Source organism: Caulobacter sp. 05L422, from assembly GCF_056397765.1.
The window spans coordinates 293,309-319,152 of the sequence record NZ_JBFTOB010000001.1; the positions used below are offsets into that span (position 1 = coordinate 293,309).

Here is a 25,844-nt window from a genome sequence, read left to right on the forward strand (position 1 = left end):
GGATTGGGGACATGCGCCTGCGCATGTCCCCAGCCGTTGATCAGCCCGCGTGCTGGCTATCCCACCACGCCACCGCTTCGGCGTCGCGCAGGCTAAGCTCGGGATAGCGCGGATCGGTTCCCACCTCCGGAAGGATCCGCCACGAGCGGGCGCACTTCTTGCCTTCGGCCAGCTTGGGTTCGACCGCCACGCCCTTGACCTCGTCCAGGGCGAAGGCCCCGGCCGACGTTCCGGCGACCAGGGTCGCGGCGCTGGTGCGGAACACCTCGGCGGCGTCCAGGCCGTCGAACGCGGCCAGCAGGTCGGGCTCGGCGATGTGCACGATCGGGGCGGCCTCCAGCGCCGAGCCGATCCGCTTGTCGCGGCGCTCGACCTCCAGGGCCGAGGTCACGACCGAGGTGACGGTCTCCACCTTGGCCCACCGCGCGGCCTCGGCGTCGTTGCGCCAGGCGGCCGGGGTTTCCGGCATGACCCGCAGCACGTTGCTGCCGGCCTCGGGGAAGCGCGTCGTCCAGGCCTCTTCCATCGTGAAGCTGGTCAGCGGCGACAGCCACACCGTCAGGCGTTCGAACACATGGTCCAGCACCGTGCGATAGGCCCGGCGGCGCATCGCCGTGGGCGCGTCGCAATAGAGGCTGTCCTTGCGGATGTCGAAGAACAGGCTCGACAGGTCGCCCTGGCAGAAGTCGATCAGCGGCCGGATCACGTCGCTGAAGCGGTAGGCCTCGTAGGCGGCCTTCACCTGGCCATCCAGCTCCCACAGGCGGTGCAGGATGTACTTCTCCAGCGGCGGGAAGTCGGCGTAGTCGGTGACCCGTTCGGCCTCGTCGAAGCCGGCCAGGGCGCCCAGCAGGTAGCGGGTGGTGTTGCGCAGCTTGCGATAGGCGTCGGTGGTGGTGGCCAGGATCGTCTTGCCGATCCGCTGGTCTTCCGAATAGTCGACCATCGCCGCCCACAGCCGCAGGATCTCGGCGCCGCTTTCCTTGGTGATGGTCTGGGGCTCGACGGTGTTGCCCTTGGACTTGGACATCTTCTCGCCGTTCTCGTCCTGGGTGAACCCGTGGGTGAGGACGCCCTTGTACGGCGCGCGGCCGCGCGTGCCGCAGCTCTCCAGCAGCGAGGACTGGAACCAGCCGCGGTGCTGGTCCGAGCCTTCGAGGTAGAGGTCGGCCGGCGAGCGGCTGTCGTTGCGGCCTTCAAGCGTGAAGGCATGCGTCGAGCCGCTGTCGAACCAGACGTCGAGGATGTCGACGACCTTTTCGTATTGGGCCGGGTCGCGATCGCCCAGGAAGTGGCTGTCGGGCAGCTCGAACCAGGCGTCGCTGCCGCCGTCCTGGATGGCGTCGAGGATGCGGCGGTTGACCGCCTCGTCCATCAGCGGGACGCCCGTCTCCTTGTCGACGAACATGGCCAGGGGCGTGCCCCAGGCGCGCTGGCGGCTGATCAGCCAGTCGGGACGCGTCTCGACCATCGAGCCGATGCGGTTGCGGCCGGCGTCGGGGTGGAAGGCGGTCTCGGCGATGGCCTTGACGGCCACTTCGCGCAGGGTCTTGCCGCCCAGGGTCGGGACGGGCTGGTCCATGCGGATGAACCACTGCGGGGTGTTGCGGAAGATCACAGGGGCCTTGGAGCGCCAGCTGTGCGGATAGCTGTGCTCGACGCGGCCGCGCGCCAGCAGGTTGCCGGCCTCGATCAGCTTGTCCATCACCGCGCCGTTGGCGGCCCCGAACTTGCCGGCCTTCTTGCCCTCGGTCTCAATGACCTTCAGGCCCGCGAACAGCGGCACGTGCGGGAAATAGGCGCCGTCGGGATCGACGGTGTCGGGGATGGAGTCCAGCGCATAGCCGCTCTTCAGCCAGACCAGATAGTCGTCGGCGCCGTGGCCCGGGGCGGTGTGCACGAAGCCGGTGCCGGCGTCGTCGGTCACGTGGTCGCCGGCCAGCAGGGGGACGTCGAAGCCGTAGCCCCCATGGGGATCAGGTTCGAACTGGGCCAGCGGGTGGGCGCAGATCAGGCCGGTCGGGTCGACCGGCTCGGCGCGACGCCAAGAGGCGACCTTGGCGGCCTTGCGGACGTCCTCGGCCAGCTTGTCGGCGACGATCAGGCGGTCGCCGACCTTGGACCAGGGGGCGAACTCGAGGTTCTCCTCGATGGCCTCGACCTCGTAGAGGCCGTACTCGACCCTGGGCCCGAACGAGATCGCCCGGTTGGCCGGGATGGTCCACGGGGTGGTCGTCCAGATCACGACGCTGGCGTCGTTGGGCGGCAGGCGGAAGACGTTGTCGCCGGCCGCGGCGCCCGACACGGCGTAGCGGTCCTCGTCATAGGCCTTGACCGGGAACTTCACCCAGACGGTCGGCGAAACGTGGTCGTGGTACTCGATCTCGGCGTCGGCCAGGGCCGTGCGCTCGACCGGGCTCCACATCACCGGCTTGGAGCCGCGATAGAGCTGGCCGCTGGTGGCGAACTTGTGGAACTCGGCGACAATCGTGGCTTCCGAGGCGTAGTCCATGGTGGCGTAGCGGTTCCACCAGTCGCCCAGCACGCCCAGGCGCTGGAACTCGACCTTCTGGGCCTCGATCCAGCCGGCGGCGTACTCGCGGCAGCGCTTGCGGAACTCGGCGGCCGGCACCTCGTCCTTGCGGCGGCCCTTGGCGCGGAACTCTTCCTCGATCTTCCACTCAATGGGCAGGCCGTGGCAGTCCCAGCCGGGCACGTAGTCGACGTCGTAGCCCAGGGCGAAGCGGCTGCGGACCACGAAGTCCTTCAGCGTCTTGTTCAGGGCGTGGCCGATGTGGATCGCGCCGTTGGCGTAGGGCGGGCCGTCGTGCAGCACGAACAGCGGGGCGCCGGCGGCCTGGCGCGCTGCGCGAACGGCGCCGTACAGGCCCTTGTCCGACAGGGCCGCCCAGCCCTCCAGGATCTCGGGCTCCTTCTTGGGCAGGCCGCCGCGCATCGGGAACGGGGTGTCGGGAAGGAAGACGGTTTCGCGGTAGTCGCGGGCGGTCGTCGTGGCGTCGTCGGCCATGGGAGAGCTATCCAGCTTGGAATGTTCGGGAAAAAATCGCGGGGAAACCCGGCGCGCGCTGGATCAGTCGTCCGGCGGCGTCACGCCGGGCGGTTAATTCGCGGAGCTTTCCGAACGAAAGACATGGGCGGGGGATAGCAGAGGCGAGGGAGAGGGGCAAACGCGATGCTTCTCCGCACGGACGCCCCTTACCACCCGTCATCCTCGGACTTGTTCCGAGGACCCCTACTTCAACCACGAAGAAGGATGATCCATGGAGGGGTGAGATCACGGCCCAACTTCAACCGACAGCACGGCGGAACGAGGGGTCCTCGGAACAAGTCCGAGGATGACGGCTACCGCCGCGCCAGCCCGTCCAGCATCCATAGCGCCGCCAGGGTGCCGAACAGGACGGCCAGGGCCGAGAGCAGGAACATCCGCAGGCCCTGGGCCAGGGCGACGCTGAGGGTGGTGATGGCCGCCAGGGCCCAGGCGGACGCCAGGATCTTGCCTTCCAGCGAGGTCAGGATCGGTTTGGGCGGCAGAAGGAAACGGAGCGCGCGCCAAGTCTTCCGCCACAGACGTCGTACCTGAACCTCGGACCGCACGTGAAATTCCCTCCACTGCCGCCAAAAGTGTAGGAGGGGGCGGTGGTTGCGTCCATGGGGAAAAACAACGTTATCCGTGTTTTATCCGTCTGGAGACACGGCCTTGCCCGCCCATGTCCAGCATCCGGCGATCTTCAACCGCGCTTGCGGGCCCGGGGGGTAATCGTCACCGTCATCAATTTCCCTTGCCGGATCAGCTCGAACGGGGCGGGCTTGTCGATGCTGTGGTGGTCCAGGGCGCGCAGAAGGTCGTCCAGACCGGTCAGCGGCAGGCCGCCGGCGCTGATCAGCAGGTCGCCCTCGCGCACCCCGGCCTTGGCGGCGGGACCGCCGGCGTCGACCTGGGCGACGAACACCGCATAGCCCTGCATCACGCCCGTCGCCCGGGCCAGGCCGGGCGGGATCGGAGCCTGCTGGGCGACCAGGCCGATCGAGCCGCGCCGCACATGGCCGTGGGCGACCAGCTCGGCCACCACGAAGCTGGCGGTGTTGGAGGCCACGGCGAAGCACAGGCCCTGGTAGCCGGCGATCACGGCGGTGGCGATGCCCACCACCTCGCCGGACGAACTGACCAGCGGGCCGCCGCTGTTGCCGGGATTGAGGGCGGCGTCGGTCTGGATCAGGTCCTCGATCAGCCGGCCGCGCTCGCCGCGCAGGGACCGGCCCATGGCCGAGACCACGCCGGTGGTCACCGTCGCCTCGAAGCCCAGCGGAGCGCCGATGGCGATCACCAGCTGGCCGCGTCGCAGGGCCTTGGAGTTGCCCAGCTTGGCGACCGGCACGTCCAGCCGCTGGTCCAGCTGCAGCAGGGCCAGGTCGGTGTCGGGATCGTCGCCCACGCAGCGCGCCGTGACGCTGCGGCCCTCGGCGGTGATCACCACGAAGCGGTTGGCGCCCTGGACCACGTGGCTGTTGGTCAGGACCAGGCCGTTGGGGGCGATGGCGAAGCCCGAGCCGACGCCCTGGATGCGCGGGTCCTCCATCATCGGGTGGATGCGCACGACGCTGGGGCCCACCACCTCGACGGCGCGGACCACGGCGTTGGAATAGGCGTCCAGCAGGCCATCGTCGGACGGCGGGACCACGCAAAACGGGGGCGCCTCGCCGGAATCCAGCACGAAAACCGCTTCGGCCTCGTGCTCGGGATACGACAAGATCTCATGACGCCGCGCCGGCTTGGGCCGCCGGGCCTTGGCGAACATCTCGTACTTGCGCGCTTTCAACATCAGGCCCCCGCCCCGTCGCAAGGCAAAGGTTAACGGCAAGAACGCGGGTTGGCGAGTCGGTGTCTAGGCGTCGTCTCGCGCGTCGACCACGGCCTGCATGTGGGTGCGGAAGCCGGGCTCCTCGCGGGTCATCTGCAGGAAGGCCTCGGCCAGTTCGGCCCGGGCCGTATCGAGATTGTAGACGCCCTCCGAATAGCGCAGGAGCACGCAATCGAAATAGCGGTCCATGAGGAGGCGGTCGTCAGCGTTCAGGTGCGTTGCCATGCGCGACCCTAGACCTCGCCGGGCCGCCGCGCCATGCGCCAGATCAGAACGCCGGCGCGACGATCGCCCGGGCCGCCTGCTCGTCGCGCAGCACCTGCTCGACCAGCAGTTCGATGCTGTCGAACTTCAGCTCCGGGCGCAGGAAGGCGATCAGGTCGGTTTCGATGACCTGGCCGTAGAGGTCCTCGTCGAAGTCGAACAGCCAGGTCTCCAGCCGGGTCTCGACCTCGCCGGTGGTGGGGTTGTTGCCGAGGTTGGCCACGCCGGGCACCTCGCGGCCGTCGGGCAGGCGGGTGCGGGTGGCGTAGACCCCGAGCTTCGGCACCACATAGTCCTCGACCTCGACATTGGCCGTCGGGAAGCCCAGCTGGCGGCCCAGCTGCTGGCCGCGCCGGACCACGCCCTCGATGGCGAACGGCCGGCCCAGGATGCGGGCGGCGCCCTCGGGGTGGCCGTCGCGCAGGGCGTCGCGCACGCCGGTCGACGAGAACTTCTCGCCCTCGCGGTTGGCGACCGGCTCGGCCACCGAGACCGAGAAGCCGTACTCCTGGCCATAGGCCTTCATCAGGTCGGCGCTGCCGGTGCGGCCGCGGCCGAACGAGATGTCGAAGCCGACGGCCACGTGCTTCACGGAGAGGCCGCCCACGAGGACCTTCTCGACGAACTCGCGGTCGTTGAAGCTGGCCATCTCGAAGTCGAACGGCAGCAGGTACAGCAGGTCCACGCCCAGGGCCTCCAGGGCGCGGGCCTGCTGGGGATGGGTCATCAGCTTGAAGGCCGGCTCGCTGGGCCGGAACAGGCGGCGCGGGTGCGGGTCGAAGGTGACCACGCCCAGCGGGGCCTTGGCTTCCCGCGCGGCTTTCGCCGCCTGGGCGATCACCTGCTGGTGGCCGCGATGCACGCCGTCGAAATTGCCCAGGGCCACGCAGGCGCCCCGCTCGCCTTCGGGCAAGTCTTTCCAGCCGTGGATCGTCTTCAAGCGCATGCGGACTTCCTCAAGCGGCGACTTTTGCTCTCAAGCGGCTTTTCTGGGGACCATGACCACGGCCTCGCCGCCGACCACGGCCTTGCCGCCCACCAGGCAGGTGGTGTCCAGGGTGACGCGGGCCTTGGCTTCGTCGATCGCCGTTACGGTGACCCGGGCGGTGACCTCCGCGCCGATCTTCACCGGCCGCTTGAAGGCCAGGGTCTGCGACAGGTAGATCGCGCCGGGACCGGGCAGGGTGGTGCCCAGCACCGCCGAGATGTAGCCGGCCGACAGCATGCCGTGGGCGATGCGCTCGCCGAAGCTGGTGGTCGCGGCGTAGTCGGCGTCCAGGTGCACGGGATTGTTGTCGCCGGTCACCTCGGCGAAGGCGACGATGTCGGCCTCGGCCACGGTGCGGACCAGCTCGGCCGACTGGCCGACGCTCAGATCCTCGAGAAACAGTCCCTGCATAGCGCCCCTCATACTCTTTTTGTGCGTTGCACCAATCTTAGCGATCAGCGACCGCTCTACCAGACCAGACCAGATCGGCCATGGCGTGGGTCGCGCCCACCCGCTCGGCGGCCAGCAGACCCTCGACCTTGGTCGGGTCCAGCCTGCCGTCGGGGCCGACGGCGGCCTCGCCGTGGATGCCCTTGGCGATGAACAGGCAGGCCAGGCCCTCGTCGTGGGCGCCCTTGACGTCGGTGATCACGCCGTCGCCGATGCACAGCACCCGCGAGCGGTCGACGGGACCGCCCTTCAGGGCCTCGGCCTCGGCCAGGGCCAGGTCGTAGATCGGCTTGTAGGGCTTGCCGGCCATCAGCACCTGGCCGCCCAGGGTCTCGTAGAGATCGGCCAGGGCGCCGCCGCAATAGATCAGCCGCGAGCCGCGCTGAACCACCCGGTCGGGGTTGGCGCAGATCAGGGTCAGGCCGCGCTCGGCGGCGACGGCCAGGCGGTCGGTGTAGTCGGCGGGCGCCTCGTTCTCGTCGTCGACCATGCCCGTGACGGCGACGAAGGCTGCGTCCTCGGGGCCGGCGGTCTCCAGACCCAGGCCGTCATAGAGCGGCAGGTCGCGGTCGGGGCCGACGATCCAGGCCGGACCGGGCGCGCGGGCGGCCAGCAGGGTGCGGGTGGCGTCTCCCGAGGTGACGAAGGCGCTCCACGCCTCGCGCGGCACGCCCAGCCGGTCCAGTTGCTCGACCACCGCCTCGGACGGGCGCGGGGAGTTGGAGATCAGGATCACCGGCCCGTGGTGGGCCCGCCACTCGACCAGGGCCTGGCAGGCCTCCGGAAAGCTCTCGACCCCGTTGTGGATGACGCCCCAGACGTCGCACAGCAGCACGTCGTAGCGGTCGGCGAGGGCGGATAGGCCAGTGGGCAGATCGGTCATGGACAGGGGCGGTACCGGGCGGAGACGAGTGCGTCAACGCTAGCGCATGTAGGGACGCGGGGACGGAAGGGCCAGGCGGTCCGCGTGGCGGGCGATCAGGCGCCCGCGCGCGCCATCGTGCTCTAAGGGGCGTCACGAGCCCCCAGCACGGTGGACGCGGACAGTTCCGGCGCCACGACGGCGAGGTCGTAGCCGCGGATGAGCGCGCGCCATTCCGGCGTCAGGGCTTCCAGATCGGCGCCGCGCAAAGGGCGCAGATCCACCAGGAACCAGTCGCCCGGCGGCATGCCCGACGGGCGGGCCAGCATCACATCCTTGGACCAGTCGCTGTCCTTGCCCGCCGTCGCATCGAACTTGTGCACGGCCACCTGGCGGCCGACCCCGTTGTATCCGCCTAGCGCGCCTCTCGCGCCGGCGACGACGATATGGAGGGACTTCGCGCCCTCTCCGTCGGCACGTTCAGCGACGAAATTGCCCAGGTCGCGCTGGCCGAGTGGATTGTAGCCCTTGTAGAGATGGTAGGCGCCGAACTTCATCAGGAGGCGCGCCCGCGGCGCCTCGGCGAAATGCGCCACCAGCGTCCGCTTCATCAGCCGCGCCCTGCGCCCGTTCGAATCGCCACTGCGGGACTGCGAGCCCTGATAGATGGCGCGTGTTTCGCGCAAGGCGGCGAACAGCGCCTTGGCCCGGTCGCCGCCGTCCTGGTCGATGGCTGTCCCCGCCTGATCCAGCGCCGCATCGGTGGCCTTGAGCAGGAACAGGTCCATGGGTGAACCGGATTTGAGCGCAGCCTGCGTCGCCGTCCGCTCCTGCCCGGCCAGCGCTTCGATCTGGGCGCGGGCGAGCGGTCCTGGACCGGCCGCCAGCATCTGCTCGAACAAATAGCCGCTCGCGCCGAGGAACTCCTGGTCCAGCCCCCACAGCTTAAAGTCCGGCCCGGCGACACCCGCGCAATCGGCCGCCGTCTGACCCTCGTCGCGGCCGTTGAGGAAGGCCATGGCGTCGGGATGGGCGCGCATGAAGTCGGAAATCTGCTGCTCTCGGTTCGGCGCTCTCAGCCGTGCGTTGACCACGCCGGCGGCCTCCGGCCCGATCTCGACGACCATGGCCGTCAGGCCGCCGGGCGCCATCAATCGACAGACGTTCGTGGTGAAGGCGGGGATCTCGCGCGAATGATGGCTCTCGCCGATGAGCACGTACCGGCTGGCGGCTATCGCCTCCGATAGGATCGCGGCTCCCGGACCCGAGAAGCCATCCGGCCGGACTGTCAGCGGCGACCCTGCCTGCGCCAGCCGGTCGGCGAACGAGAGCGACGCGACGGGCTGGGCGTGGGCGGAAGCCGCGCACAGGGTCGCGAGCGCCAACGCGGCCGCAATCGATTTCAGCTTCATATCAATCACCCCTGCTACGTGAAGCGTCCTTGGGGTGATCTCTGAAAACCACAAAGTTAAATCGTGGTCACAAGTCTCCTCGTGGCCTGAAATCGGGCGTGCCGAATGAAGGCGAAGACCGGCTGCGGACGTTGCGCCCACCGCTCAGGACCGGACTATCCTGGCGTCTGCAAGGGCGGTTAGCGGAGTAAGCTCCTCCCCCACAGGGGGAGGATTTGATCGTCCGCTCCGGGTCGAAAGCGGGAATGGGATCCTGTGCGTGCAGCCGACTTTGAACCGCAGCGCCCCTACGGCCCGAACCCCCCGTCCATCCACTGCTGGTACAGCCCCACCTGGTCATCGCTCCAGTAGGGGCCGCCCATTGGCATGCGGGGGTCGTTGCCGTCCGGCCGGACGAAGTCGAACACCATCCGGCCGTTGGCGTGGTCGGCGTAGCCTTCGCCGGGCGCGGGGTCGGACATCCAGCCGTAGTCGTCCAGCTTCACCCCTTTGCGGCGCATGCAGCCCACGTCGCGGGCGTCGAACAGCGGCTTGATGTCGGCGGCGTAGGAAACCATCGTGTCCTCCCTTTCCAAATTCACCAGTTGAAGTCCTGGTCTTTTCGAGCCGCCGCGATCTGGTCCTGGAACTCCATGCCGAACGACCAGGCGAACTCGGCCGGGAAGTTGGTCCGCCGCAGGGCGCGGCCGTACTGCGGATATTCGGCGGCCATCGAGGCGGTGTAGGTGTCGTTGAAATAGGTCTCGCGGTTCTTCAGTTCGTTCCAGGTCACCGAGTACTGGTGGCAGCCGATGCAGTTGGTGCGGCCGTTGCCGGCGTGGTGCTCCAGGTTGGGGTTGCTGCACCAGGTGGTGACCTTGTCGTAGGGCGCGGGGTTCCGCTGCTCGGTCGTCCCGTCGTACGAAGCCTTGATCGCCGCCGCGAGGGCGGGCTGGCCGGCCTCGTAGGGGCCCCAGGGCTTGGGATCGGTCTCGTTGAAGGCGGTGGTGATGCACATCTTGTAGTGCGACCAGACCCCGCCGTTGAACCTGGCCAGCGAGGCCGGGCGGTCCTGGCCGAAGTCCTCGTCGGGCTTGGGGCTCCACCACAGCGAGATCCAGATCCATTCGCGGGTGTCCTTGGTCGAGATGTGCATCGACTTCAGGCCGAAGATCTTCCCGTCGGTGGTCTGCACCGAATAGATGCCGTTGGTGTCCACCGGCTCCAGGGTCGGCTTGGGCCAGGAGCCGCCCTTCAGCACCGCGGTGATCGCGGCGGCGTCGGTGGCGTGGGCGCTGGCCTTGGGATTGGCGCCGTCGATCTGGTCCCAGCTGGTCTTGACCATCACCGCGCTGCGCGGGAACTCGTCGACGCAGGGCGAGAACTGGGTCGCGCTGGGCGGCGGCTGGTTCCAGGGGATCTTGTTCGAGCAGGTCTCGATGCCCTGGGCCTGGGCCAGCACGTGCTCGACGAACGAGGGGCTGAACACGGTGAAGCCGTGGCCCAGCTCGTCCTCGGGCGCGCCCCGGTCGAAGCCCTCGGACTGCTTGAGCACCTGGGTCAGGTTGGCCGAGACCAGGCTGCGGACCAGGTTCTTGTCGGCGCCGCTCTGGGCCATCACCTCATGGGCGATCTCGGCGCGGGTCTTCTTGCAGGCGGTGTCGGCCTTGCACGCCGCCAGCTGGGCGATGAACAGCTTGATCTTCTGCTCGACTTCGGGATTGGCGCTCATGCCTTCGTACCAGGTGTGCCAGAGGGGCACGTCGTAGGTCTTGCCCTCCAGGGTCAGCTTCTGGGGCTCCAGCATGGCCTCGACGATGGCCCAGCCGGTCTTGCGGCGGTCGGCCATCGAGGCTTCCAGCCGGTCGAACAGCGCCTTCGGATCCTCGGCGATCGGCGTGTAGTCCTTGCCGCGCCCGATCAGCAGCCGCCCTTGCGGCGAGGCCTCGCCGGCCTGCGGGTTCAGGCCCTTGGCCGACAGGAACTGCACGGGCGCGCCGGCCGCCGGCGGCGGCGGGGCCTCGGCGCCTTGGGGCTGGCAGGCCCCCAGCAAGGCGCCCGCCAAGGCGAAGGCGGTCAGCAGGGGAACGAGGCGTCTGGACGCTTGCAACATGGGGCGTTTCCTCGAATGGGGCGGTTCAGCCGCCTTGCCAGGTTTGGATCAGTCGCAGGTGGTCGGGGGTCAGCAGGGCGCCGGAATTGACGCCCGGGCCGACGGCGGCGGGCGTGGCGTCGGCCTCGTAGCCGTGCACGGCCACCACGGTCGGGGCGGCGACGTCGCCGATCCAGACCGGACCGCCGCTCTGGCCGTCGGTGGTGTCGATCTCGTAGTACAGCCGGCCGTCCAGGCTGGTGCGCACCGGGCCCTTGGCCACCAGCAGGTGCTCGTAGCTGCCGGCGTATTCCGGATAGCCCGAGACCACGGCGGCGGCCCGGACCAGGGCGGCGGGATCGACGGCGTCGTACTTCATCCAGCCCACCCGGTCGCCGACCGGATCGTCCAGGTGGATGCAGCCGATGTCGTGGGCGCGGTCGCGGGTCCGCAGCCACGGATCGGCGCAGGACAGGCGGGTGGAGACGACGTCGCCGAACGGCCGCTGGTTCCAGCTCTGGCCGGGGATCACCGTGACCTTGCGGGCCCAGCCGCCAAACGCGTCGTTGTGGAGGCAGTGGCCGGCGGTGATCACGGTCGAGGGGCCCGCCAGCCATCCGGTGCCGTTGAACACGCCGTTCCCGGTGTCCATCCGCAGGGCGCAGACCATCCGCCAGGGGGCGGTCTTGTTGCGCAGCTCGATCCGGCGATGGTCGATCGGACCCAGGATGCTGAACATCCGGGCCGGGCCGCCAGGCGCCCGCACGGGCCGTTCAGGCGCCAGCAGCGGCGCCAGGGTCCCCTCCGAACCGGCCGTCCGGTCGTTCAGTGCCGCCGGCGTGGAATTGGAACGCGATCCGTTCATGGCGCCCCGCCGTTTCCTGCGTCGAAGCTCAGTCAAAACAGGTATCGCGACGCAATTCAACTTCCAAGAGCGGTTGATTCTCGTTCCGGCCCTGGGTTGAGCGATGCGGCGCTACGGGCTTGCCCCCGACGGATCGAGGGAACGCCCCGAGTGCGTCGATCGGCCGGACGGCGCACCTTGGCGGCTGCTCAACCCGGTCGAGGTCCTTGCGATGCAATCCACCGTTCGCGCCCTTGCGGCGCCCTTCCTGGCCGCCATCGTCCTGGCGGCCTCGGCTCCAGCCCTGGCGGGCGGGCAAGCCAATCCCAACCTCAAGAACGCGGCGACCGGAACCATCGAGCTGTCGGGCGGCGGCGTGGCGCTGGGCGTCGGCGTCAGCTGGGGCAAGGGCACGCTCACCTATCGCGGCCAGACCTACAAGCTGAAGACCAGCGGCCTGTCGGCGGTCGACATCGGGGCCAGCGGCTACACCGCCAACGGCACGGTGGAGAACCTCAAGCAGCTCTCCGACATCGAGGGCAACTACACCGCCGGCCAGCTGGGCGCGACGGTGGCCGGCGGTGGCGGGATCACGACGATGAAGAACGACAAGGGCGTGGTCATCAAGATGCACGCCACCAGCCGAGGCCTGCAGTTCACCGCCGCGCCGAAGGGCGTGAAGGTCGAACTGGCGAAGTAGGGCAACGCAGCGGATCAAGACGGGGACACACACTCACCCCACTGCCTTGCCAAAATTGGTGGAGTGTTTGCCGTGAGTGTGTGTCCCCACCTTCCGCACCGCCGCGTGACCGGCGCAACTCACGTCGCGTCGTGGAAGATCACCCCTAGCACGCGCCGGCGGCCCGAGCGCACGGTGCTGACTCCGTGGCGCAGCACGCGGCGGTGGACGCCGCGCGTGCCGGTCGCGGGGCGTTCGCGGACGGCGAAGATCACGCCCTCGCCCTGGTTCAGCGGCACGACCTGGGGCCGCGACTGTTGGCGCGGCCGCTGCTCGACCAGCACGAACTCGCCGCCCTCGAAGTCGCGGCCGGGCTCGTCCAGCAGGAAGGCGGCCTGCAGCGGGAAGACGTGCTCGCCGTAGAGGTCCTGGTGCAGGCAGTTGTAGTCGCCCGGGCCGTAGGTCAGCAGCAGGGGCGTGGGCCGGACCTGGCCCGCCGCGTGGCAGCGGGCCAGCATGTCGTCCAGGTCCTCGGGGAAGCGCCGGTCCTCGCCCAGCATCTGCGCCCACTGGTTGGCGACGGCGGCCAGCGGGCCGTACAGCCCCTGGCGCAGCCGCTGCACCGGGTCGGGCAGGGGATAGCCGAAGTACTTGTACTCGCCCTGGCCGAAGCCGTGGCGGGCCATCACCACCCGGCTGCGAAAGCCGGCCTCCTGGTCGTAGAGGCCGGCGATCCGCTGGCAGGTCTCGGGCTTGAGCAACGGCCCGGTCAGGGCCCAGCCCTGGGCGTCGAGGTCGACGGCGATGCGGGTCCAGTCCAGGCTCATGCGGCTTCTTTCGCCAGCAGAGCCGCCTTGCGCTCGACGCCCCAGCGGTAGCCGGACAGCCCGCCATCGGCCCGCACCACTCGGTGGCAGGGGGTGATCACCGCCAGCGGATTGGCCCCGCAGGCCTGGGCCACGGCCCGGGCGGCGGTGGGCCGGCCGATGCGGCGCGCCACTTCGGCGTAGGAGGCGGTGGTCCCGGCCGGAATGGCCCGCAGAGCCGCCCAGACGGCCTTCTGCAGCTCGGTGCCCTGGGCGTCCAGCGGCAGGTCCAGCTTGGCGTCGGGGTGGTCGACCTGGGCGGCCACGGCCTTCAGGTCGGCGGCCAGGCCGTCCGGATCGGGCGTCAGCCGGGCCGAGCGGAAACGGCGCTCCAGGTCGCGGACCAGGGCGTCCCTGTCGTCGCCCAGGGTCACCAGCCGCAGGCCGGCCTCGGAGCGGGCGACCAGGGCCAGGCCCAGGGAGGTCGGCGTGACGGCGAACCGCAGGGTCTCGCGCGGCTGGTCGGGCTTGCAGCGCAGGCACGGCCGGAAGCCGGCGCCGCGGGCGCTTTCCCGGGTGTCGTGGAACTCGACGTTCTTGCGCAGCGGCCGCCCGGCGCAGCTGGCCAGGCAGTAGACGCCGGTGGTGCGCACGGCGATGAAGAAGGCGCCGTCCAGATCGCGGTCGCGGCGGCGCATGGCCTCCCAGCGCGCGTCGTCGGTCAGGAATTGAGTAGCGGTCATGGGTTGGTCTCCTTTCGTGAAAAGGAGCATGCGCGCCATGACCTAGGAGGTCATTCCGATGCTTGCGGTTCCGGATGGGGCGGTCCGCAGATCAGGCCGACCATGACCGGGATCGTGGCCTCCAGCTGCTGGCGCGTCTCGCCGGCCCGGGCGCGGACCGACAGAGCGTTCATCATCATGCTGGCCACACGGCCCAGGGCGACGGGGTCGACCGTGGGCGGCAGCTCGCCCCTGGCCTGGCGGCGCTGCATCAGCCCTTCGACTCCCCGGTCCAGTTCGTGCAGGCCGTCGGCCACGATCTGGCGCACCTCGGGATCGACGACGGCCTGGCCCAGGCCGGCGCTGGCCAGGAAACAGCCCCGGCCGCCCATGTCGTCCGACAGGTAGAAGCCCAGGGCCGTGCGGTAGATCCGGGTCAGGACCTCGCGCAGCGAGCCGCCGCCTCGGAAGGCTTCGGTCATCGCGGCGCGCGAGCGGTCCATGTAGGCGTCCAGCGCGGCCTTGAAGAGCGTCTGCTTGTCGCCGAACGCCCCGTAGAGGCTGGGCCGGTTCATGCCGGTGGCGGCGCTGAGGTCGTCCAGCGAGGCGCCGGCGAAGCCCTGAGACCAGAAGGTCTCGGTGGCCCTGGCGAGGGCGACTTCGGGATCGTAGGCGCGGGGGCGGCCCCGGCGCTTCCCCAATGGGCTTGGCTTTGGGGTTTCGGACATCTGACTCTCCTGGTCCGGACTCTTATTTTTGTACCGTTTCGCAGTTTATTCCTTGACCGATGTTATTTTTATGCGAAACAGTACGGAAATGCAATGGAGGGTTCGATGGATCTCTACTTCTCCCCGATGGCCTGCTCGATGGCGACGCGGATCGCGGCCTACGAGGCAGGGGCCGAGATGAGTTTCCTGAAGGTCGACACCAAGGCCCGACCCAAGGTGGTCGAGGACGGGACCGAATTCCTGACCCTCAACGGCATGGGCCAGGTGCCGGTGCTGCGCACCGACGACGGCGAGCTGATCGTCGAGAACGCGGTGATCCTGCAGTACGTCGCCGACCGCTTCCCGGCCTCCGGCCTGATCCCCGCCGACGGGGCCGAGCGCCGCAAGGTGCAGAGCTGGCTCAGCTTCATCGGCACGGAACTGCACACCGGGGTGTTCATCGCCCTGCTGGCCAAGACCGCGCCCGACGGCGCCAAGGCCTTCGCCCGCGAGCTGCTGACCGAGCGCCTGGCCTATCTGGACGCCCACCTGAAGGGCCGCGAGTTCCTGGCAGGGCGGTTCAGCGTCGCCGACGCCTACCTGTTCGTGATGCTGACCTGGGCCCGCTACCTGTCGATCGACTTCACCCCCTATCCGAACTTGGCGGCCTATCGCGACCGCCTGCAGACCCGGCCCTCGGTGGCCAGGGCCTTCGACGAGGAATTCACCCTGTTCAAGGCCGCGGCGTAGGGCCGTGACCTGAGCGGAGGCGCGGGCTCGCGTCTCCTCCACCCGGCGGCGGATCTGTTTGTGTCCCGTCGCCTCTCCATCTCCCCAGGAGAATGTCCCATGCGTAGTTTCATCATCGCCGTCGCGGCCCTCGCCGCGACGGGCGGCTCGGCCATGGCCGAAACCAAGGCTCAAAACGGCTGGCTGACGCTCAGCGCGCCGACCACCCAGGACCACCTGGTGTTCGACGGCACGCTCTGGCGCTGCAAGGCCGACGTCTGCCGCTCGACCAAGGTCAAGTCGCTGCCGCCCCTGCGCAGCTGCAAGCGCCTGGCCCGCGAGCTGGGACCGATCACCGGCTTCGGCTATCGCGGCGTGACCCTGTCGGAGGCGCAGCTGGCCGAGTGCAACCCGGTGCAGGTCGCCAAGACCCCGGCGGCGTCCGAAGTGGCGGCGTCGCGGTAACTCCGACCTCGGAGGAGGAACTTGGGGACGCGCGTCCGCGCGCGTCCCCAGCTTTTCCGAACCAACCCCCTGATCACCCCTATGGCCCGTCATCCTCGGACTTGTTCCGAGGACCCCTCTGTCCGCCGAGCTGTCGTTGAAGTTTGGTCCGCGAGCTCACCGCCCCATGGATCTTCCTTCTTTTCGGGTGCAGCAGGGGTCCTCGGAACAAGTCCGAGGATGACGGGCGTTGGGGGCGGTAGGGGAAGAGCCCCTAAACCCCCACCGACCAGCAGAACAGCTCGCCGTCCTCCTCGTCGGTCCGTTCGCCGGTGCGCGCGAAGCCGTTGGCCTCCAGCACCCGCTGCGAGGCGGCGTTGTGGATCGAGGTCTCGGCGGTGACGGTGGACACGCGCCGGTCGCCGCGCGCCCAGGCCAGCAGCTCGGCCACGGCCCGCGTGGCGACGCCCCGGCCCCGGCGCGAGGCGGCGACGCCGTAGCCGATCATCACCGTCTCGCCGACATAGGGCGTGCGGACCAGCGAGGTCAGGCCCATCACCTCGCCGTCCTCGACGATCAGCCAGGCGTTGGGCTGGAAGCTCTCGCCGACCTCGGCCGACAGGCCGCGCAGCATGACCAGCACCTCCGGCGTCTCGACCCCGCCGTCGGCAAGGGCCAGGCCGTCTGGAGAGTCCCCGGCGATCAGGGCGGCGAAATGGGCGTCGGTGGCTTCGATCAGCATGGGCGGTATCTAGAGGCGCGCGCGACAGGCGACAATGCCGGGCGCCGTTCCCGCCGCCATCCTACGACTTCGGCTTGGTGATCTTGACGCCCGAGGCCAGCAGCTGCGGCTTGACGTTCAGGTCGTAGTCCTCGTCGAACCGGGCCTGGGCGTCGGCCTTGACCGCGGCGATCACCCGGTCGCGCGCCTCGCGGGCGGGGCCGAAGCCGAGGTCGCAGGTGCTGGCGGCCGGGTCCTGGCCCTGCTCGGCCGCGCCGGTCTCGCCCGTGGGCAGCTCTTCGGAGATCGGGTCGGTGCAGCCGAGCAGGCCGCTCATCGACGAAAAGCAGATCGACCGCTGCAGATAGGCCCGCAGCCGCCAGCCGCATTGCACGGTCCGCTGGTCGACGCCGTCCGGAACCTTGCGGTCGACGTCGTAGCGCAGGAACACCTGGTGGCGGACCATGGCGCTCTCCGCCCGCCGGGCCTTGGTCAGGACCAGCCGGGTGTCGCGGGAGACGACCGTCATCGTGGCGCTGGCGCCCTTGACGGTGCTGGGCGCGGCAGGCGCGGCCGCGGCCACGGGCGGCGAGGCTGGCGGTGGTCCGGCTTGCATGACGATGTCCCCCTTGGTTGTTGAAACAACCTTAGGGTGGGTCAGCGCCGCCGGTCAAATGCGGTGAAGCCTAGCGCCCCATCCCGCGGCGCAGGGCGCCGCGCATGAAGTCCTGGGGGGGATCGGCTTCGGCGATGATCGAGTCGCGGATGGCGCGGGGCTCGCCGAACAGGTGGCCCTGGCCGTAGCCGATGTCGAGCTCCAGCACGTCGACCACCTGGCGCTCGTGCTCGACCTTCTCGGCGATCACCTCGATGCCGTAGCGACGGGTCAGGCCGGCGAAGTCCTCGGCGTTGAGGTCGGGCAGCGAGGCGATGACCAGCTTGCCGTCCTGCTCTTCCAACTGCTCCAGCATCATCTGGGCGCCGACCTTCAGGAACTTGACGTCGGCGCGGGCCAGGTCCTGGAAGTCCAGGTCGAGGTCCGTGACCTTGTCGAGGCTGAAGCGGAAGCCCAGGCTGGCCAGGCGGGCCATGTGACGGGCCTCGACCGGGCCGCGGTCGTTGAAGGCGGCCTGGCCCAGTTCGAAGATCAGGGCGCCGTGCAGGTCCTTGTTGACCTGCAGGAACTCCAGGAACTGGGCGAAGAACGCCTCGTCGGCCAGGCTGGCCAGCGAGATGTTGCAGAAGATCCCGACCTTGCGGTCCTGCTTGGCCAGGCGGCGGACGATCTGCACGCAGCGGAACAGCAGCAGGTTGTCGATCGCGGCGGTCAGGCCCTCGGGCTCGGCTACGGCCAGGTATTCGGCCGGCATCAGGACGCGGCCGGTGTCGTCGCGCAGGCGCGAGAAGCTTTCGTAGAAGACGGTCCGGCGCTGGGGCAGGCTGACGACCGGCTGCAGGTAGAGGTCGACGCGGTTCTCGGCCAGGGCGTCCTGCACCACCTCGATCAGGGCGGTGGACTGGGGCGAGCGGCCGCGCGGCTCGGCGCGGGCCACCTCGACCTGGTAGCTCAGCTGGTGCTCGAGGCGGTCGCTCATCCGCACGACCAGGTCCTCCAGCTGGTGGACCTCGCTGGTCAGTTCGGCGGAGCGGCGCTGGGCGTCGTCGGCGACGGTCTCCAGCAGGCCGGTGATGCGGGCGTCCACCTTCTCGACCTGCTCCAGCAGGATGCCGTGGGCCTCGCGGATGGTCTCGATGTCGACTCGCAGGGCCGCGCCCTGCAGGACGTTGGCGATCACGCCGTGGATGGCGAAGCACAGGCCCATGGCGCCGATGAAGGCGGCCAGGCCGACAGCCGGCGCCGCTCCCATCCGCCAGAGGGCGAGGGAGACAACCAAGGCCAGACAGAGATAGGCGCCGGTCAGCAGCGCCAGCATCAGCCTTCGCATTCGGAGTCCCTACGAATCGTCAAGCTCAGTATGCGAGTCGCGCTGGCCGTGAGTCGAACAGATTAACGCCCGTGAGCCATTACGCCGCGCCTTAACCACAAATCAGCTCTTCGTGAACGCGCGGGGAGGGCGGGCGGCGCCGCCCCGTCCATTCGCCCGTCCATCCGTGCCGTCGCGCCGCTTCTGATCACGGCTAACATACAACTGCAACTCATTTGCAATTGTATGGCCTGGTTGCTATAGGCCCGGCGACCGTCGGCACAGGCGGCTTGGGTTTCTGGCGTCGTTCCCGATCCGCGTCGGTCGGCGGGAACCACGCAATTCACGGGATGGGGCTTATGTTCTTGAAGACCACGCTGCTCGCGGGCGGCGCATTTCTGGCGATCACGTCGCCGGCCATGGCGCAGACGACCCCGTCGCAAGGCGAGACCACCCACGTCGACGAAGTGATCGTCACGGGCTCGTACACGATCAACGAGCGCATCGACACGGCCACCGGCCTGGGCCTGACCCTGCGCGAGACGCCGCAGTCGGTGACCGTGATCACCGCCCAGCGCATCCTCGACCAGAACATGCAGAGCGTGGCCGACATCGTGACCAACACGGTGGGCGTCTCGGGCAACCAGGTCGACGACGTGCGCAATACGTTCAACGCCCGCGGCTTCGAGATCAAGAACTACCAGATCGACGGCGTGCCCACGGGCTGGACCCTGGCCGGCGGGGCCGGCGAGACCATGGCCGACGTCTCGCTCTACCAGCGCGTCGAGATCGTGCGCGGCGCGACCGGCCTGATGACCGGCGCCGGCGATCCCTCGGCCTCGATCAACTTGGTGCGCAAGCACGCCACGGCCACCGAACTGCAGGGCTACGTGTCCGCCAGCCTGAGCAGCTGGAACACCCGCCAGATCCAGGCCGACGTCGCCGGCCCGTTGACCGCCAGCGGCAAGATCCGCGGCCGCGCCGTCGCCAAGTACGAGAAGGGCGAGAACTTCATCGACTGGTACAAGAACGAGAAGAGCGTCCTGTACGGGGTCATCGACGCCGACCTGACCGAGAACACCCTGTTGCGCGTCGGCGGCAGCCAGCAGAAGGGCGCCCCGAACGCGCCGGCCTGGGGCGCGCTGCCCACCTTCTTCTCGGACGGCACGGTCGCCGTCTGGCCGCGCTCGAAGACCGCGTCGGCCGACTGGAGCTATTGGGACACCACCAACCAGAACATCTTCGCCAACCTGCAGCACAAGTTCGCCAACGGCTGGTCGCTGTCGGTCAACTACAACTGGGCCCGCAACGCCCAGACGACCGAGCTGCTCTACATGTCGGGCCTGATCGACAAGGCCACCGGCAACTGGGAGTTCGCGCCCTTCCCGTACCGGGACGACGGCGAGAGCATCCAGAACAGCGTCGATATCCAGCTGAAGGGCGACTACGACCTGTTCGGCCGCAAGCACGAGTTCGTGGCCGGCGCGCTGCGCAGCAAGCAGCACCTGACCACCGAGACCTTCGCGGCGGACTTCTCGACGGTCGCCCCGGCGGGCAGCTTCTATGACTGGACCGCGATCCCGCACCCCACCTTCTCGACGACCCCGTCGCCGACCGTCGACCAGACTATCAAGCAGACCGGCTACTACGCCGCCACGCGCCTGAACGTCACCGACGCCTTCAAGGTGGTGGCCGGCGCGCGCCTGGCCAGCTGGCGTCAGAAGGGCTTCAACTACGGGACCTTCGACTTCGGCGACGACAACGTGTTCGTGCCCTATGTGGGCGCGCTCTACGACCTCTCGCCGAACCATCGCCTGTACGCCAGCTATACGGAAATCTTCCAGCCCCAGAACGCCCAGGACTACACCGGCGCCTATCTGGACCCGATCACCGGCGAAAGCGCCGAGATCGGCCTGAAGAGCGCCTTCTTCGACGAGCGGCTGCAGACCACCGTGGCCGTCTTCCGGATCGTGCAGGACAACCTGGCCCAGGTCGATCCCGACGCCACCCACGTCATCCCCGGCTCGTCGCCGCCCACCCGCGCGTCGATCCCCGCCGAGGGCGCGACCAGCGAGGGCTTCGAGCTGGAAGTGATCGGCAAGCCGGCCAAGGACTGGAACGTCAGCTTCGGCTACAGCCAGTTCGAGATGGAGGACGCGGCCGGCGCCAAGGTCAACACCTCGTTCCCGCGCAAGCTGGTCAAGCTGTTCACCACCTACCGCCTGCCCGGCGCGATGCAGGGCCTGGTCGTCGGCGGCGGCGTCAACTGGCAGAGCACGGCCTATTCGGTCAACGCGGGCTCGCCCTTCCGCTTCGAGCAGAAGAGCTACGCCCTGGTCAGCCTGATGGCCCGCTACGAGATCAACGAGCAGCTGTCGCTGCAGGCCAACGTCGAGAACGTGACGGACAAGACCTACTTCGCCCAGACCGGCTTCTACAGCCAGTACCGCTACGGCCAGCCGCGCAACTACACGGTCAGCCTGAAGTACGCGTTCTAGGCGCCACCGACCTGGGGCGGGGCGCGTCGGCGCTCCGCCCCATTCGTCACCGGGCGGGAACGCCCTCGCGCGCCGCCTTCTCGCGGCAGGCGAAGCTGTAGGCCTCGGCGTAGGGACGGTCGAAACAGGCGATGAAGCCGTCGACCACGTCCAGGTTCGGCGGCCAGGTCGGGCCGGGCTTGCCGTACTTCTTCTCGAAGGCGGCGACGCCCGCGTCGTGCCCTTCAGCCTTCGGCACGGCCGCCAGCTTGGCCCGGTTCTCCAGCAACTGGGCCCTGTCGCGCTTGAGGAAGGCGATCGTGGCGTTGTCGTAGTAGTAGCTCTCCCAGGCCGGACTGCCCCGGCCGGCGCGGCGCAGGGCGATGGCCCGGTCGATCTGGCCGGACGCCGCGGCCAGCTGCGACTCGTGCCGCAACAGGCTGGTGACCCATTCGATCCGCTGGCCGGCGACGGTCCCGCCGTTGCGCAGGCGATAGTCGCGCAACAGGTCGGCGGTGGCCGCCTCGCAGCCCTTGACCGCCCCCAGCGGGCGCCAGCCGCCGTTGATGTCGTGCTCGAACGCCTCGTAGGGCAGGTTCAGCAGCGCCTCGCGGTCGACGCGGCATTCGGGCGCGGTGATGTCGGTCGGCGCGGCCGTGAGGGCAGGTCGGCCCGGCGCGGGGAAGGGCGCGGGTTCCTGCGCTGAAGCGAAGGGCCCCGCGACCGTCGCGGCCAGCAACGATCCGACGATCCAACTCATGCGCGCCTCCCTGAATGCTGAAGTTTGGCAGCCGAAGGTTGAGGGCGAATGCGGCTCAACGATGGCCCCCGCCGCCGCGACGATGTCGGCCCCATTCGTGACATGACAGCGTGGCTTTAGACTGATAATCGTTCGCAAGTTTTTCCGGTGCGACCATGTCCGACGTCCTCAACCTAGCTCCCGAAATCGCCGACCTCTCCGCCGCTCCCCAAGGCGCTGGGGGCGTCGAAAGTCCGCTCAGCAAGGCCCGCAAGGGTCAGCGCGGCGTGATCGTGCGGGTCGGCGGCCAGACGGGGCGGTCGGAGTCGATCGATCCCGAGGAGTTGGAGCGCCGTCTGCTGGAGATGGGCTTCGTCGAGGGCGCGCTGTTCGAGGTGCTGCACGAGGGCCTGTTCTTCCGCGATCCGATCGCCGTGCGCATCGACGACATGCGCGTGGCCCTGCGCCGCCGCGAGGCCGCCGCCGTCACCGTCCAGTTCGAAGAGGCCTGACGTCTTGACCGACACCGTCGCTTCCCGGCCCGCGCGTCTGGCGCTGGTCGGCAATCCCAATTCCGGCAAGACCGCCCTGTTCAACGCCCTGACCGGCAGCCGCCAGAAGGTCGCCAACTACGCCGGCGTCACCGTCGAGCGGAAGGAGGGCGTGCTGACCCTGCCCGGCGGCCGCGGCGCCCACGTGCTGGACCTGCCCGGCACTTATAGCCTGCGCGCCCGCAGCCCCGACGAGATCGTCACCCGCGACGCCGTGCTGGGCCGCCTGGCGGGCGAGACCGCGCCGGACGTGCTGATCTGCGTGGCCGACGCCACCAACCTGCGGCTGGTGCTGCGGCTGGTGCTGGAGCTGAAGCAGGTGGGGCGGCCGTTCGTGCTGGCCCTCAACATGTTCGACATCGCCCAGCGCCAGGGCCTGCGCATCGACCTGGAGCGGCTGTCGGCCGAGATCGGCGCGCCGATCGTCACCACCGTGGCCACCCGCAAGCGCGGCCTGGAGGAGCTGGTGGCCAAGGCCGACGCCCTGGCGATCAGCCATGAGGGCGCGCACGAGAACGTCTGGCGCGAGCCCACCGCCGCCGAGATCCGCGCCGCCCACCGCGAGGCCCAGCGGATCGTCAAGGAATGCGTCCGCCCGCCCGAGCGCCCGGACACCGTCACCGGCAAGGTCGACGAGGTGCTGCTGGACCCGGTCGGCGGCCTGCTGATCCTGTTCGCGATCCTGTTCGTGATGTTCCAGGCCGTGTTCACCTGGGCCGAGCCGCTGATGGGGCTGATCGAGGCGGGCTTCGCGGCGCTGAGCACCGGCGCGGCCGCCGTGCTGCCCGACGGCCTGCTGCAGAGCCTGGTCACCGACGGCCTGATCGCCGGGGTCGGCAGCGTGCTGGTCTTCCTGCCGCAGATCGTGATCCTGTTCTTCTTCATCCTGGTGCTGGAAGACAGCGGCTACATGACCCGCGCGGCCTTCCTGATGGACAAGATCATGGGCGGGGCGGGGCTGCACGGCCGGGCGTTCATCCCGCTGCTCTCAAGCTTCGCCTGCGCCATTCCCGGGATAATGTCGACGCGGGTGATCGACAACAAGCAGGACCGGCTGACCACCATACTGGTCGCCCCGCTGATGACCTGCTCTGCGCGGATCCCGGTCTACACCCTGATCATCGCCGCCTTCATTCCCCACACCAAGGTCTGGGGCGTGCTCAGCCTGCCGGGCCTGGTGATGTTCGGCCTCTATGCCTCGGGCATCGTCAGCGCCCTGCTGGTGTCGTTCGTGATCCGCAAGATCTTTTGGCGGGGCACGGTCGAGCCGTTCATGATGGAGCTGCCGACCTATCGCTGGCCCGAGCCGCGCAACGTGCTGCTGAACCTGTGGACCCGGGCCCGGATCTTCATCGAGCGCGCGGGCCGCATCATCCTGCCGCTGATGGTGCTGGTCTGGGTGCTGTCGACCTTCCCCTATCCGCCGGAAGGCGCGACGGGGCCGGCCATCGACTACAGCTTCGCGGGCCGGATCGGCCACTTCATCGCGCCGGTCATGCAGCCCATTGGGTTTAACTGGCAAATGACCGTCGCGCTGATCCCGGGCTTCGCGGCCCGCGAGGTCGCCGTGGCCGCCCTGGGCACCGTCTACGCCGTGGGAGGCGACGACGAGGCCGGCACCAACCTGGGTCAGCTGCTGTCGCACCAGTGGTCGCTGGCCACGGCCCTGTCGTTCCTGGCCTGGTACGTGTTCGCCCCGCAGTGCGCGGCCACCCTGGGCGTGGTCAAGCGCGAGACCAACGGCTGGACCTGGCCGACGGTGATGTTCCTCTACATGACCGGCCTGGCCTACCTGGCCTCGTTCGTCACCTACCACGTCGCCGTGGCGATGGGGGCGGGGTAGGGAGTCGTCCGGGTTGTGGCCCTGTGCTAGACTCCAACCATGACGATCCGGTTCGACATCACTGGACAGGCCGCCCTGGCTGAACTTCTCGCTCGCGTCGAAGCGGGTGAAGACGTCGTGTTGACGCGTGACGGCGAGGAAGTCGCGACCCTCAACGCCCTTAAAAAGTCGCCAGCCGAGCGGCCCAAGCGTGTTCCCGGGGTCTGGGCAAAGTATGGCAAGCTGCAAGATCCCGACCTTTTCCTTCGGCCGGACCCCGAGTTGGAAGCGATGATGGACGATCCGATCTTTCCTGATCGTCCGTGAAATTACTCTTGGACACTCATGCGATCGTCTGGTGGCTGTGCGAGCCAGGCATGCTTTCGCGTGCGGCCTATTCGGCGATCGGAGACGACGCCAACGAAGTTCTGGTCAGCGCTGCTTGTGGATACGAGATCGAAATCAAGCGCCGTCGTGACGTGACGCTCCAAGGCGTCCCCGAACCGCTCCACGAGACCGTGTTGGCCCAAGGGTTCGGATGGCTCTCAATAAGCGCGGAGGACGCGATAGCCGCTGCGCGGTTGCCGCTGCATCATCGAGATCCTTGGGACCGCATTCTGGTTACGCAGGCCGCGCAACAAAGCGCGACTCTGGTGACACGCGATCCGTTCGTCGCCGCCTACGGCCTCCCGACCCTCTGGTAGCTACCGCGTCGGGACCGGGTGCTCGCCGCGGTAGTCGTAGAAGCCGCGGCCGGCCTTCTTGCCCAGCCAGCCGGCCTCGACGTACTTCACCAGCAGCGGGCAGGGGCGGTACTTGCTGTCCGCCAGGCCCTCGTGCAGCACGTTCATGATGCTCAGCACGGTGTCCAGGCCGATGAAGTCGCCCAGCTCCAGCGGGCCCATCGGATGGTTGGCGCCCAGCTTCATGGCGGTGTCGATGGCGTCGACCGTGCCGACCCCTTCGTACAGCGTGTAGATCGCCTCGTTGATCATCGGCACCAGCACGCGGTTGACGATGAAGGCGGGGAAGTCCTCGGCGTTCGACGTGATCTTGCCCAGCGACTTGGCGAAGGCCACGGCGCGCTCGTAGGTCGGCACGTCGGTGGCGATGCCGCGGATGATCTCGACCAGCTTCATCAGCGGGACGGGGTTCATGAAGTGCAGGCCGATGAACCGCTCGGGGCGGTCGGTCGACGAGGCCAGGCGGGTGATCGAGATCGACGAGGTGTTCGAGGCCAGCAGGGTGTTGGCGCCCAGGTGGGGCTGCAGGCCGCGGAAGATCGCCTTCTTGACCTCCTCGTTCTCGGTCGCGGCCTCGATCGCCAAGTCGGTGGCGCCGACCAGGGCCAGGTCCTCGGCGGCGGTGATCCGCGCCAGGGCCGCGCTCATCGCCGCCTCGTCGATGATTCCGCGATGCACCTGGCGGGCCATGTTCTTTTCGATCAGGGCCAGGCCGGCGTCGATGCGCTCGCGCGAGACGTCGTGCAGGCGCACGTCATAGCCGCCAAGGGCGACGACATGAGCGATGCCCGACCCCATCTGGCCCGCGCCGATCACGCCGACCGTCTTGATATCCGTCATTCAGGCAAGCCTTGTTAGAGGGCCTTGTTCGAGGCGGGGCAAGGCGTCGTGCGCCCAGCCCGAGTTCATGCCGGCTTTTCTAGCACGACGGACCCCGTCGTCGCCAAGGCTTTGCTGCGACGCAGCGGAAAGCGGAGGCGCAGCGCCCCTAGCGACCATCGCCAAACC

At 68.9% G+C, this 25,844-nt stretch carries 27 protein-coding genes; 8 read left to right on the forward strand and 19 right to left on the reverse strand.

Going from position 1 to position 25,844, the window contains the following annotated elements; all coding sequences use genetic code 11:
- Positions 1–40: 40 nt before the first annotated feature.
- From ileS to AC1DMQ_RS01215, 11 genes are all read right to left on the reverse strand, one after another.
- Positions 41–3,028 (reverse strand): isoleucine--tRNA ligase, encoded by a 2,988-nt coding sequence (gene ileS / locus AC1DMQ_RS01165; protein ID WP_477031717.1) that lies wholly within the window; start codon positions 3,026–3,028, stop codon positions 41–43.
- Between the two features lie 335 nt (positions 3,029–3,363).
- Entirely contained in the window at positions 3,364–3,615 is a 252-nt protein-coding gene (locus AC1DMQ_RS01170; RefSeq protein WP_477031718.1) for a hypothetical protein, read from the reverse strand.
- Positions 3,616–3,749: 134 nt separating this feature from the next.
- Complete coding sequence (locus AC1DMQ_RS01175; RefSeq protein WP_477031719.1) at positions 3,750–4,841, reverse strand: S1C family serine protease; 1,092 nt, start codon at positions 4,839–4,841, stop codon at positions 3,750–3,752.
- A gap of 63 nt (positions 4,842–4,904) precedes the next feature.
- Positions 4,905–5,105, reverse strand: a complete 201-nt coding sequence (locus tag AC1DMQ_RS01180; RefSeq protein ID WP_056443136.1) for a hypothetical protein — start codon at positions 5,103–5,105, stop codon at positions 4,905–4,907.
- A gap of 43 nt (positions 5,106–5,148) precedes the next feature.
- Complete coding sequence (locus AC1DMQ_RS01185; RefSeq protein WP_477031720.1) at positions 5,149–6,090, reverse strand: bifunctional riboflavin kinase/FAD synthetase; 942 nt, start codon at positions 6,088–6,090, stop codon at positions 5,149–5,151.
- 30 nt (positions 6,091–6,120) lie between these two features.
- On the reverse strand, positions 6,121–6,543 hold the full coding sequence (locus tag AC1DMQ_RS01190; RefSeq protein WP_477031721.1) for a MaoC family dehydratase: 423 nt from the start codon (positions 6,541–6,543) through the stop codon (positions 6,121–6,123).
- A 37-nt stretch (positions 6,544–6,580) separates the two neighbouring features.
- A complete protein-coding gene (locus tag AC1DMQ_RS01195; RefSeq protein WP_477031722.1) occupies positions 6,581–7,465 on the reverse strand; it encodes a TIGR01459 family HAD-type hydrolase in 885 nt (294 codons plus the stop codon).
- Positions 7,466–7,587: 122 nt separating this feature from the next.
- Complete coding sequence (locus AC1DMQ_RS01200; RefSeq protein ID WP_477031723.1) at positions 7,588–8,856, reverse strand: hypothetical protein; 1,269 nt, start codon at positions 8,854–8,856, stop codon at positions 7,588–7,590.
- A gap of 287 nt (positions 8,857–9,143) precedes the next feature.
- A complete protein-coding gene (locus tag AC1DMQ_RS01205; protein ID WP_477031724.1) occupies positions 9,144–9,413 on the reverse strand; it encodes a hypothetical protein in 270 nt (89 codons plus the stop codon).
- Positions 9,414–9,433: 20 nt separating this feature from the next.
- Entirely contained in the window at positions 9,434–10,948 is a 1,515-nt protein-coding gene (locus AC1DMQ_RS01210) for a hypothetical protein (RefSeq protein WP_477031725.1), read from the reverse strand.
- A gap of 25 nt (positions 10,949–10,973) precedes the next feature.
- Complete coding sequence (locus AC1DMQ_RS01215; protein ID WP_477031726.1) at positions 10,974–11,792, reverse strand: trypsin-like serine peptidase; 819 nt, start codon at positions 11,790–11,792, stop codon at positions 10,974–10,976.
- A gap of 211 nt (positions 11,793–12,003) precedes the next feature.
- Between AC1DMQ_RS01215 and AC1DMQ_RS01220 the strand changes: the two genes are divergently transcribed.
- Positions 12,004–12,471, forward strand: coding sequence for a hypothetical protein (locus AC1DMQ_RS01220; protein ID WP_477031727.1), 468 nt, complete (start codon positions 12,004–12,006; stop codon positions 12,469–12,471).
- A 119-nt stretch (positions 12,472–12,590) separates the two neighbouring features.
- Here AC1DMQ_RS01220 and AC1DMQ_RS01225 read toward each other — a convergent pair whose 3' ends face one another.
- From AC1DMQ_RS01225 to AC1DMQ_RS01235, 3 genes are read right to left on the reverse strand one after another with little or no spacing between them, the layout of a single operon-like run.
- A complete protein-coding gene (locus tag AC1DMQ_RS01225) occupies positions 12,591–13,277 on the reverse strand; it encodes a 2OG-Fe(II) oxygenase (protein WP_477031728.1) in 687 nt (228 codons plus the stop codon).
- The gene (locus AC1DMQ_RS01230) at positions 13,274–13,999 is read right to left on the reverse strand and encodes a methylated-DNA--[protein]-cysteine S-methyltransferase (RefSeq protein ID WP_477031729.1); all 726 of its coding nucleotides are present in this window, start codon (positions 13,997–13,999) and stop codon (positions 13,274–13,276) included. The genes AC1DMQ_RS01225 and AC1DMQ_RS01230 overlap by 4 nt, the downstream gene beginning before the upstream one ends.
- Before the next feature lie 50 nt (positions 14,000–14,049).
- Complete coding sequence (locus AC1DMQ_RS01235) at positions 14,050–14,706, reverse strand: TetR/AcrR family transcriptional regulator (RefSeq protein WP_477031730.1); 657 nt, start codon at positions 14,704–14,706, stop codon at positions 14,050–14,052.
- 105 nt (positions 14,707–14,811) lie between these two features.
- Here AC1DMQ_RS01235 and AC1DMQ_RS01240 point away from each other — a divergent pair, with 105 nt between their 5' ends.
- Both AC1DMQ_RS01240 and AC1DMQ_RS01245 read left to right on the forward strand, forming a co-directional pair.
- On the forward strand, positions 14,812–15,435 hold the full coding sequence (locus AC1DMQ_RS01240; protein WP_477031731.1) for a glutathione S-transferase C-terminal domain-containing protein: 624 nt from the start codon (positions 14,812–14,814) through the stop codon (positions 15,433–15,435).
- A 99-nt stretch (positions 15,436–15,534) separates the two neighbouring features.
- Positions 15,535–15,879 (forward strand): DUF8200 family protein, encoded by a 345-nt coding sequence (locus AC1DMQ_RS01245; RefSeq protein ID WP_477031732.1) that lies wholly within the window; start codon positions 15,535–15,537, stop codon positions 15,877–15,879.
- Positions 15,880–16,132: 253 nt separating this feature from the next.
- Here the strand turns inward: AC1DMQ_RS01245 and AC1DMQ_RS01250 are convergent, their stop codons facing one another.
- The 3 genes from AC1DMQ_RS01250 to tipF form a co-directional block, all read right to left on the reverse strand.
- Entirely contained in the window at positions 16,133–16,600 is a 468-nt protein-coding gene (locus AC1DMQ_RS01250; RefSeq protein ID WP_477031733.1) for a GNAT family N-acetyltransferase, read from the reverse strand.
- A 61-nt stretch (positions 16,601–16,661) separates the two neighbouring features.
- A complete protein-coding gene (locus AC1DMQ_RS01255) occupies positions 16,662–17,195 on the reverse strand; it encodes a hypothetical protein (protein WP_477031734.1) in 534 nt (177 codons plus the stop codon).
- Between the two features lie 70 nt (positions 17,196–17,265).
- Complete coding sequence (gene tipF, locus AC1DMQ_RS01260; RefSeq protein ID WP_477031735.1) at positions 17,266–18,525, reverse strand: flagella assembly cyclic-di-GMP phosphodiesterase TipF; 1,260 nt, start codon at positions 18,523–18,525, stop codon at positions 17,266–17,268.
- A gap of 338 nt (positions 18,526–18,863) precedes the next feature.
- Between tipF and AC1DMQ_RS01265 the strand changes: the two genes are divergently transcribed.
- Positions 18,864–21,002 carry a TonB-dependent siderophore receptor gene (locus AC1DMQ_RS01265; RefSeq protein ID WP_477031736.1) on the forward strand — a complete coding sequence of 713 codons (2,139 nt, stop codon included), beginning with the start codon at positions 18,864–18,866 and terminating at the stop codon, positions 21,000–21,002.
- A 46-nt stretch (positions 21,003–21,048) separates the two neighbouring features.
- Here AC1DMQ_RS01265 and AC1DMQ_RS01270 read toward each other — a convergent pair whose 3' ends face one another.
- Positions 21,049–21,741 carry a hypothetical protein gene (locus AC1DMQ_RS01270; protein ID WP_477031737.1) on the reverse strand — a complete coding sequence of 231 codons (693 nt, stop codon included), beginning with the start codon at positions 21,739–21,741 and terminating at the stop codon, positions 21,049–21,051.
- A gap of 155 nt (positions 21,742–21,896) precedes the next feature.
- On the opposite strand from AC1DMQ_RS01270, the gene AC1DMQ_RS01275 reads away from it, so the two are divergent.
- The 4 genes from AC1DMQ_RS01275 to AC1DMQ_RS01290 are packed head-to-tail and all read left to right on the forward strand — an operon-like array spanning position 21,897 to position 24,797.
- Positions 21,897–22,232, forward strand: coding sequence for a FeoA family protein (locus tag AC1DMQ_RS01275; RefSeq protein WP_477031738.1), 336 nt, complete (start codon positions 21,897–21,899; stop codon positions 22,230–22,232).
- 4 nt (positions 22,233–22,236) lie between these two features.
- Positions 22,237–24,114 carry a ferrous iron transport protein B gene (gene feoB, locus AC1DMQ_RS01280; protein WP_477031739.1) on the forward strand — a complete coding sequence of 626 codons (1,878 nt, stop codon included), beginning with the start codon at positions 22,237–22,239 and terminating at the stop codon, positions 24,112–24,114.
- Positions 24,115–24,153: 39 nt separating this feature from the next.
- The gene (locus tag AC1DMQ_RS01285; RefSeq protein ID WP_477031740.1) at positions 24,154–24,420 is read left to right on the forward strand and encodes a type II toxin-antitoxin system Phd/YefM family antitoxin; all 267 of its coding nucleotides are present in this window, start codon (positions 24,154–24,156) and stop codon (positions 24,418–24,420) included.
- Positions 24,417–24,797, forward strand: coding sequence for a type II toxin-antitoxin system VapC family toxin (locus AC1DMQ_RS01290; RefSeq protein ID WP_477031741.1), 381 nt, complete (start codon positions 24,417–24,419; stop codon positions 24,795–24,797). The genes AC1DMQ_RS01285 and AC1DMQ_RS01290 overlap by 4 nt, the downstream gene beginning before the upstream one ends.
- On the opposite strand, the gene AC1DMQ_RS01295 is transcribed toward AC1DMQ_RS01290, so the two are convergent.
- Positions 24,798–25,676 carry a 3-hydroxybutyryl-CoA dehydrogenase gene (locus AC1DMQ_RS01295; protein WP_477031742.1) on the reverse strand — a complete coding sequence of 293 codons (879 nt, stop codon included), beginning with the start codon at positions 25,674–25,676 and terminating at the stop codon, positions 24,798–24,800.
- Positions 25,677–25,844 lie beyond the last annotated feature (168 nt).